This is a genomic window from Idiomarina sp. 28-8 (genome assembly GCF_000320945.2).
GTDB lineage: Bacteria > Pseudomonadota > Gammaproteobacteria > Enterobacterales > Alteromonadaceae > Idiomarina > Idiomarina loihiensis.
The window spans coordinates 966,759-975,454 of the sequence record NZ_DF266789.1 but is presented as its reverse complement, the minus strand read 5'-3'; the positions used below and the strand labels follow the sequence as shown (position 1 = coordinate 975,454).

Sequence of the window (8,696 nt, the reverse complement as noted above, 5' to 3'; positions counted from 1 at the left end):
CAACACGCTGCTTTTCTCGCCAAACTTAGGCCAGACATGACCTATTTACCTCTATCTGCTATAAAGGTTGTAACAGCTTTTAACTCAGGAGCACACTTATGGCAGATATCCGTAGTTACTGTGAATATGAACCAGTTATCGGTGAACGCGTTTACCTGGACCCCAGTTCGGTCATTGTCGGTAATATTACAATAGGCGATGACAGCAGCGTATGGCCTATGGTCGCAGCGAGAGGCGATGTTAACCGTATTACTATTGGCAAGCGCAGCAACATTCAGGATGGAACCGTTCTTCATGTTACGCGTAAATCCAAAGCCAACCCTGATGGGCATCCCTTAGTTATTGGGGACGAAGTTACCGTAGGGCACCATTGCATGCTGCATGGTTGCAAACTGGGTAACCGCATATTAGTAGGCATGTCAGCCGTTATAATGGATGATGTCGTAATAGAGGATGATGTCATTATTGGAGCCGGTAGTCTGGTTCCTCCGGGCAAACGCTTAGAAAGTGGCTACTTATATGTCGGCAGCCCAGTTGAAAAGAAAAGACGCCTTAATAGTGGTGAGACGAACTTTTTAAGCCAATCGGCACAAAACTACGTCGATTTAAAAGACGACTACCTTTTACAGGTGAGTCCAGTTTCTTAAGTTAATGGAAGCTTAGTGGAAACGACGGCTTTCCAGTCGAGAGAAACTTAACAGGCCGGATAAGTCTTTTAACCGGCCTGCAATAACATGCACCACACCGTCGTGAATTTCGACAATGCCTTTTACCCAAAGTAGGTTGCTGGTCAGGAAGCATTGTCGAAATTGGCGGGCGGTATTCGCCCAGACCACCACATTGCTGTTTCCGCTTTCATCTTCCAAAGTTAAAAAAGTGACGCCGCTACGGGTGCCAGGCCTTTGACGGCAGGTGACTAAGCCGGCCAGAGTCAGCACTTGTCCTGAGCGGCAGGTCATTAGGTCGCGGGCCATAACACAGTTTTTTAACTCAGGGTTATTTCTCAGCAAAGCTAATGGGTGGCGGCCTAAGGTCAATCCGGTCGACTCATAATCCGCTTTTATATTGTCCGGCTCATCAGGCGCAGGCAGTTGGCGGGCAGGGCGATCCTTAACATTCTCAAACAACGGCATTTGCTGATCACTCATAGACAAGCTTTGCCAATGTGCCTGATGCCGGTGTCCAGCAATGCTCTTTAATGCGTCGGCGCGGGCGAGGGCGTTGATATCGGAGTCCCGCAATCCGCTTTTTCGCAATTCATGCATGCTGGTGAAACCGTCCTCCGGCCTTTGCATCAACGTATGTTTTATTCTGCTTTCGGATAGGCCTTGAATTTGCCTTAAGCCCATGCGGACAGTCTCATCAGAGTTCGTATCTTCTTTAGGCAACCAGCAATAGTTCCAGTCGCTGGCGTTAATATCCGCAGCCAAAAACGCTACGCCGTGGCGTTGTGCGTCCTGTACCAACTGCGATACCGAATAAAAACCCATAGGCAAACTGTTCAGTAAACCGACATAAAAAGCAGCCGGGTGGTAGGTCTTAAACCAGGACGACACATAAGCTAAATTAGCAAAACTGGCAGAATGAGACTCAGGAAAACCATATTGTCCAAAGCCACAAATTTGCCGGAACAACCGTTCTGCAAACTCCTGCTTATAACCTCGCTCCAGCATGCCGTTAATAAGCTTGTCTTCAAAGCGGGTTAAATGCCCATTTTGCCCCCACGAAGCCATTGCCCGACGAAGCTGATCCGCTTCGCCACCGCTAAAGCCAGCCGCGACCATAGCCAGCTTAATTACCTGCTCTTGAAAAATAGGTACGCCCAGCGTTCTTTCTAATACCGACTTTACTTCATCGCTAGGGTAATCAACCTCTTCCAGACCTGCGCGGCGACGTAAAAAGGGATGCACCATGTCGCCTTGTATGGGGCCGGGCCGCACTATCGCAATTTGAATGACCAGATCATAAAAAGTTTTGGGCTTTAATCGCGGCAACATATTCATTTGCGCCCGCGACTCTATCTGAAAAATCCCCATAGAATCGGCGGTTTGCAGCTGCTGATAAACTCGGCTGTCTTCCTGCGGAATGGTTGCCATGGTCAGTTGCTGGTCATAGCGCGAATTAATAAGCGTCAGCATTTTTCGTAATGCCGTCAGCATGCCCAGCGCCAGCACGTCTACTTTTAATAAGCCCAGGCTTTCGAGATCCGTCTTGTCCCACTGAATAACCGTACGGTCCGTCATCGAGGCATTTTCTACCGGAACCAGCCGTGACAAGTCATCAGCAGCGATAACAAAACCGCCGACATGCTGCGACAAATGCCGGGGAGTACCCATCAATTGCTCAGTGAACTGTAAAAGGTGCTGCCCCCTTACCGAATTTGTGACTTCGGGGTGCTGTTGCACCAGCTGTTGCTGCCAGCTTTGCTCTTTGTCGCGTCGGTCTAAGTTGCGACGGAAATACTGCAGTTGCTGCTCACTAAAGCCCAGAGCTTTGCCAACATCACGAAAAGCACTTTTAAAACGGTAGGTAATAACCGTTGCAGCCAACGCTGCGCGCTGCCGACCGTACTTGCGGTAAATATACTGAATGACTTCTTCGCGGCGCTCGTGCTCAAAGTCCACATCGATATCGGGAGGTTCGTTCCGTTCCTTAGAAATAAAACGTTCAAACAACACCTGAATTTGCGCCGGGTTAACCGCGGTAATGCCCAGACAATAACAAACCACCGAGTTTGCTGCCGAACCACGCCCTTGAAATAAGATTCCCTGCTCACGGGCAAAACGAACTAAGTCATGAATGGTTAAAAAGAAAGGCTCGTAGCTTTGCTCTTTTATCAGGCTTAGCTCTTTTAAATAAAGCGCTTTTATCGACTCGGGCACACCTTGCGGATAACGCCAGCGAGCGCCTTGTTCAGTTAACTGCTTTAAATAGCCGGAGGCACTCATACCTTCAGGAACCAGTTCGACGGGGTATTCGTAACGAAGTTCGGACAGACAAAACTGACACTGCTGAGCAATAACCAGTGTTTCGGCTAGCCACTTTTGCGGGTAGCACTGTTGCAACTCACTCAGGCTTCGCAGATGATGCTCCGCGTTGTTACTGGCTAACCCCGGCTGATGCGCTAAAGAGCCACCATGTTGAATCGCGTTCAGAATGTCATACAGCGGCTGTTGTTCAATGGTTGCCATGCGAACGCCACCAGCGCAGGTGACTTTCACTTTAACGGCCTGTTGTAGCTCAACCATAGCCTGAAAAGCCCTTTCATCGTCAGCCTGGTAATGCCGCTCGTATAATAGCCAAAAGCGCTGCTGCCATACCGATTTCAACTTTTCACCAATGGCCAGAAGCTGGGCCTGAGAAAAGTCTGGCTGCCACAATAAAAGACACTGAGAGAACCCGTCGAAAAAATCATCGATGTTGGCCTGATAATGGCCTTTTTCACTGCGACTACGGAACAGTGTAATTTTTTTACAAAGCTCCGCATAGGCTTCCCGGGTTGGCGCCAGCACAACCAGCGTACCCACTTCGGTCACCCTGAATTCACTACCCACAATCAGTTTAATACCCTGCTCTTTTGACTCCTGATAGGCTTTTACAATACCGGCCAAAGAGCATTCGTCAGTTATTGCTATGGCGGCATAACCCAGATCATCTGCGTGCCTCACCAGTTCCTCCGGCGAAGCGGCTGAGCGCAAAAAACTGTAATGGCTTAAACTGTGTAGCTCAGCAAAAGGTTTTCCACCGGAACCTTTGAACATATCAGCTGAACCAACCATGCAAATACCATTGTCCGGACTCAAAATAGAGCCAACCCACACGCTGAAACTTGTCCCGGGCAATCCAGTAGTCGCGCGCTATGTCACCAGCGTCCCACCAACCACAGACTTTGCGTTCCGGCCCGTGACGTAGTTGCCATAAATCAATTGAAGTTGGCTGCGGAGGCTGTAATAGCCAAAGAGGCCGCTTAGGCGCCGCAGATAAAATTTGAGGCTTTTCCCCTGCCGGGCGTCGAAATTCGTTATTACCGGGGCGAGGGTCGTCATTCATGGCTGGCGAGAACACGGCATTGTTGCCAAGCTTAGCCTGTAACCGGCCAATAAGCTGCAGTGTTTCATGCCGGTGTTGCTGCACACCAAAAAAGTGACTGTTGTGCTGTTCAGACTGCAATAGCTCGTTAGCTACCAACGTAATTTCTATAACCGCTTCTGGCAAGGGTATAGATTCCATTTTTAACTGCAGTAACGACAAAAAACTCTGCCCCCGCCAGCCGGGTTCAGCTAAAGCGACGGGAACAACAGAAGGAGGTTCATATCGGTGATGCAGTTCAATACTAACCTGCTGGGTTACTTTTTGCCGCTGATAGAGAAAATCTTCCAGCTCACCGAACAGTCTTTTTAGCGGAAACAACAACCCTTGCCAGTGAGGAATTTCAGTGACCAGATCCAGGCTTTGCCGGAAACTTTCCGGTGGAGTGAAAAAATTATAACTTTGCTGCTGGCGACCCTGAATTCGCTCCAGATATAACTGTGTTTCCAGGCCCAACTGCCGGCCGACTTCATCTCCCGATAACTGTATGAGCTCTCCCAGCTGACGAAAACCAGCGGCTTTACAATGCTTCTGTGTTTTTGTTCCTAAACCGGCAGCACCAATAGGTAGCTGAGCCAGCAGCTGTGCAGACTCTTTGGGGTTTAACGAAACCGGGCAGTCATATTCTGCTAATAATTGAGCGGCTAAAGGGTTATCCGCGACTGCCAGCTGAGCCTTAATTGGCAGCGCATCAACCTCTCGGGATAACGTGTTAAATACCGCATCCATCCCGCCATACAACTGCGCCAGACTACTCAACTCAATTGCCAGACCTTTGGATGGATACAAAACTAACTTAGCTGCCCACTGGTAAAGTCGGGTGGCTAATTGCTGCAACACCTGCTGCTCACGCTCCGGAATATATTCAACGAGTTGCAGTTGCTCACAAAGCGATATTGCCATAACCGTCTGGATAGAGGTTTTGACCCCAGCCTCCCGCGCCAAGGTGTTGCACTGCACTATAACCGACTGGTTACCCTGTAACTGGTAAAGTGCCAGCGGCAGGGTGTTGCTGTCAGGCTGTAAGCGCACCCGATTATCCAGTAGTAGTTGGGGAAAATGACAATATAGCCACATTAGTTCAGAACAACGCCTTCCAGCGGCCAACCCACTTTACGTTTTAGTATGTCGAGCGTGACACCCGATTCACCAAGCTTTAACCGTACACGGTTAGAATAAGCCCGCGCCTCTTCATTTAAAGCGGGTTCGCTCAAGACCACGCCCATCTGCCCGGTTTGGGCAGCTTTATACCAACGCCGAACAGATTGAGCTGTCGTCTCTTTTTGTGCAAACCAGCCTAAAGCCAGCGCATTTTTTGTCTGCAATATCTGCTCAAACGCCCAGGCAGCTTTCTCTGCACTGGTCTGAACAACCACCTGCATAGACTCATTAAGTCCATAATGATGTAAGCCAGCAGCCGACAACCAGGCCGGAGGGTTTACCCAGAAAACTGACTGCTTTTGTTGCACCGCACGCTGTATTAATGGCAACAATAGTGCCTGCTCCGAAAAAGGAGTTGGCAACTGCCATTCATGCAACCCCGGGTATTGCCAGCCACCGCCCAGCGCCGTATCTAACGACGAAAAACCGGAGCTTAAGGTTGCTGTCTGATTGTCGGTAACCTGACCATGCCAAACAAGCCCTTGCTGAATAAGAGTCTGAAGCTTTGTCTGCATAAAACCTCCGAATACTGTACATATATACAGTATCATTAATTTTTACTCGTTACCAACAGACATCATTACTGGCTTCAGTTATTATTTATCTCATTGTTTCTAATTAGGATAGGGCAGCATGCTGACATCAATACTCATTCCCTTCAGAGTCGTTATTAACTTTTCATGGGGATTAATCACCACCGCTATTATTGGTGTTTCGATTATTAGTATTGGTATTTTTAAAGTGTTACTGCCTTTTAAAACGCCTCAGCGCATTTGTTCTTTTCTGGGGAATGCTCTATTCAGAGTCTGGGCGTACTGTATGTCAATGATGTTCCAGCTGACTCAACGCATGGAATGGCACATTGAAGGTGACCTCGATATCCACGAAAAAGGCTGGTACATGGTTATGGCTAACCACCGTAGCTGGGTCGATGTGCTGGTATTAATGCATTTGACTCGTCGCCACATGCCTATGCCCCGCTTCTTTTTAAAGTCACAACTTATGTGGATACCCATTATTGGCTGGGGCTGCTGGGTACTGGATATGCCTTTTATGAAACGCTACTCAAAAGAGTTGCTGGAGAAAAAACCACACTTAAAAGGCAAAGACATTGCAACAACAACACGCTCCTGCGCCAAATTCCGCCACATTCCTACAACTGTGGTGAATTTCTGTGAAGGCACGCGCTTTACCCCGGAAAAACACGAAAAGAAACAGAGCCCCTTTCGCAACCTGCTGCCACCTAAGGCCGGCGGTACGGCTTTCTCTTTGCAAATTATGGGAGGTCAGTTTGAGGCCATTCTGGATATTACCATTGTCTATCCGGGAACCGATAAACGCCCGGTAGTCTGGCATTTATTAAGCGGACAATTGAAAAACGTCTATGTTGATATAAAGACACGGCCCATTACCGCTGACTTAATCGGCGATTACGCCAGTGACGAAGTCTTCAGAGCCCATTTTCAACAATGGTTGAATCAGCGCTGGCAGGAAAAAGATCAAACCATTGACGAAATGCGTAAGCAAATTCACAGCACCCGCTAAGGGAGTTTTATAATGGACTTCGAGTTTGTAAAAGAGTGGCTACAGAAATTCGGTATTGAAAGCAATTTACAGGAACTGAGCCTGGCTATCAGTTCATTAATGGTTCTTATTGGTTGCTATATTACCTATGCCATAGCGCGTTGGCTTATCGACCATGCCATAGAGCACTTACTAAAAAGAGCGCCTGAGCGTTGGTATAAGTCATTGGTTAACAGCGGCCTTTTTAAGCGCTGCGCTAACTTAGCCCCGGTTATCCTGATACACAGTTTCATACCGATCCTGTTTATCGATGACTTTGAAAGCTGGCAGTCCCCGCTACGTACCGTTGTTGGTGTTTATCTTACCTGGGTTATTACCAGCATCCTCACGGCTTTAGCTAACGTAGTATCCATTGCTTATGATTACTCTTATAAAGCACGTGAAGTCCCCATTACCGGGGTCATACAGGTTATAAAGCTCGTATTGGTACTAATGGCCATTATTATTACCATCGCCATTATTATGAACAAGTCCCCCATGTATTTACTCAGCGGCTTCGGCGCCATGACCGCCATTCTTATGGTGGTTTTCAGGGATACCCTAATGGGCTTTGTCGCCGGAGTGCAATTGGCGACCAACCGTATGGTTGCTATTGGTGACTGGATTGAACTGACTGATCACGGGGTTGATGGTACGGTTCAGGAAGTCGGCCTAATTTCCGTGCAAGTTGAGAACTGGGATAAAACCATTGTTTACTTGCCCACTTATGTATTAATACACGAGTCGTTTAAAAACTGGCAGGGAATGATCAATACAGGTGGGCGGCGCATGAGACGTTCACTAATGATTGATTTGGACAGCTCTAAAATTCTGTCGAACGAACAGTTAGAAGAACTTGCTAAAAAGCATTTTAATCAGTCCGCTGACGACTGGCTAAATGCCAATGAACTCGACAAACCGGTAAGTAACTTAACTGTATTCCGGGTATTTACTGACAATTATCTAAGGAACCACAAACAGGTAAGAGAAGATCTGACTATTATGGCTCGCCTTATGCAGCCTACAGCAGCAGGGTTACCGCTGGAAATTTATGCGTTTTGTAAACAAACGGACTGGATGAAATACGAAGCGGTACAAAGCTCAATTATCGAGTATTTATACAGTGTGATGCCAGACTTTGGACTGAAGAATTATCAGTACTTGAATAACAACCACGCCTTCTCTGAAAACAAAGAAGGCGCTTATTGTGACTATAAACCGGAGTCCTGAGTTACTTTTCTAACAGATAACCGGCTAAATCAGAAAAGTCTTCCTGAAAATTATCGCTGTCACGGAAACCCTGTGGCAGCATTTTGTATTTACCGTTAACGATAAAAGTTGGCGTTGCGTTAACCCCTAAGTTGCTTGCCCGGCGATCCATTTTAGACGCCGCAGCGCGCACAGTGAAGCTCGCCATAGCTTTATCAAACTCATCACCGGAAACACCGTTAACAATAAACACATTACGAATGTCCTGCTTGCTGGTCAGCATGCTATTTTTATTAAAGTTGTAATCAAAAATAGCCGCGGCAATCTCTTCTTCCTTATTCAGTTTTTGCGCAACGACAAAAGCCTGAGTCATGGTCTCGCCCACGTTACCGCGAGGACTAATGAACGACACATGAGCCTTCTTGAAAGCATCCGGGTATTCAGATTTCAGTTCTTTTGCAATAGGTTCAAAGCGGTAGCAGTGCACGCAGTAAAATGAGAAAAACTCTGCAATTTCCGGCTTGCTGGTCGCTTCATCGGCCACCACTTCGTAGTGGACACCTTCTTCAAAATTCTGAGCCTGAGCAAAACCCGCTGCGACCATTAATGCCCCGGCAAAACCCATTAACCACTTTTTCATTATCATTTCCTGTTATCTGTTAAAACTATCTATT

At 47.5% G+C, this 8,696-nt stretch carries 7 protein-coding genes; 3 read left to right on the top strand and 4 right to left on the bottom strand.

The window, feature by feature from the left end:
* The first annotated feature begins 98 nt into the window (after positions 1–98).
* The gene (locus RJ32_RS04745; RefSeq protein WP_034819523.1) at positions 99–647 is read left to right on the top strand and encodes a gamma carbonic anhydrase family protein; all 549 of its coding nucleotides are present in this window, start codon (positions 99–101) and stop codon (positions 645–647) included.
* A gap of 12 nt (positions 648–659) precedes the next feature.
* Here the strand turns inward: RJ32_RS04745 and RJ32_RS04740 are convergent, their stop codons facing one another.
* Genes RJ32_RS04740 through RJ32_RS04730 form a run of 3 tightly spaced genes read right to left on the bottom strand, consistent with a single transcriptional unit; the run spans position 660 to position 5,765 of the window.
* Positions 660–3,779, bottom strand: a complete 3,120-nt coding sequence (locus RJ32_RS04740; protein WP_034819521.1) for an error-prone DNA polymerase — start codon at positions 3,777–3,779, stop codon at positions 660–662.
* Positions 3,763–5,166, bottom strand: coding sequence for a DNA polymerase Y family protein (locus RJ32_RS04735; RefSeq protein ID WP_034819519.1), 1,404 nt, complete (start codon positions 5,164–5,166; stop codon positions 3,763–3,765). The genes RJ32_RS04740 and RJ32_RS04735 overlap by 17 nt, the downstream gene beginning before the upstream one ends.
* The gene (locus RJ32_RS04730) at positions 5,166–5,765 is read right to left on the bottom strand and encodes an ImuA family protein (RefSeq protein ID WP_034819517.1); all 600 of its coding nucleotides are present in this window, start codon (positions 5,763–5,765) and stop codon (positions 5,166–5,168) included. Before RJ32_RS04730 ends, RJ32_RS04735 begins: the two co-directional genes overlap by 1 nt.
* Before the next feature lie 118 nt (positions 5,766–5,883).
* Here RJ32_RS04730 and RJ32_RS04725 point away from each other — a divergent pair, with 118 nt between their 5' ends.
* A complete protein-coding gene (locus RJ32_RS04725) occupies positions 5,884–6,795 on the top strand; it encodes an acyltransferase (RefSeq protein WP_011235792.1) in 912 nt (303 codons plus the stop codon).
* A gap of 12 nt (positions 6,796–6,807) precedes the next feature.
* Positions 6,808–8,043, top strand: coding sequence for a mechanosensitive ion channel family protein (locus RJ32_RS04720; RefSeq protein ID WP_034819516.1), 1,236 nt, complete (start codon positions 6,808–6,810; stop codon positions 8,041–8,043).
* A 1-nt stretch (position 8,044) separates the two neighbouring features.
* On the opposite strand, the gene RJ32_RS04715 is transcribed toward RJ32_RS04720, so the two are convergent.
* On the bottom strand, positions 8,045–8,662 hold the full coding sequence (locus RJ32_RS04715; protein WP_034819514.1) for a thiol:disulfide interchange protein DsbA/DsbL: 618 nt from the start codon (positions 8,660–8,662) through the stop codon (positions 8,045–8,047).
* Between the last annotated feature and the right edge of the window lie 34 nt (positions 8,663–8,696).

What these genes read in the sequence shown, in the direction of transcription:
- RJ32_RS04725 (WP_011235792.1), top strand. Translation starts at nt 5,884, where the DNA reads ATGCTGACATCAATACTCATTCCCTTCAGAGTCGTTATTAACTTTTCA.
- RJ32_RS04715 (WP_034819514.1), bottom strand. Translation starts at nt 8,662, where the DNA reads ATGAAAAAGTGGTTAATGGGTTTTGCCGGGGCATTAATGGTCGCAGCG.
- RJ32_RS04730 (WP_034819517.1), bottom strand. Translation starts at nt 5,765, where the DNA reads ATGCAGACAAAGCTTCAGACTCTTATTCAGCAAGGGCTTGTTTGGCAT.
- RJ32_RS04735 (WP_034819519.1), bottom strand. Translation starts at nt 5,166, where the DNA reads ATGTGGCTATATTGTCATTTTCCCCAACTACTACTGGATAATCGGGTG.
- RJ32_RS04745 (WP_034819523.1), top strand. Translation starts at nt 99, where the DNA reads ATGGCAGATATCCGTAGTTACTGTGAATATGAACCAGTTATCGGTGAA.
- RJ32_RS04740 (WP_034819521.1), bottom strand. Translation starts at nt 3,779, where the DNA reads ATGGTTGGTTCAGCTGATATGTTCAAAGGTTCCGGTGGAAAACCTTTT.
- RJ32_RS04720 (WP_034819516.1), top strand. Translation starts at nt 6,808, where the DNA reads ATGGACTTCGAGTTTGTAAAAGAGTGGCTACAGAAATTCGGTATTGAA.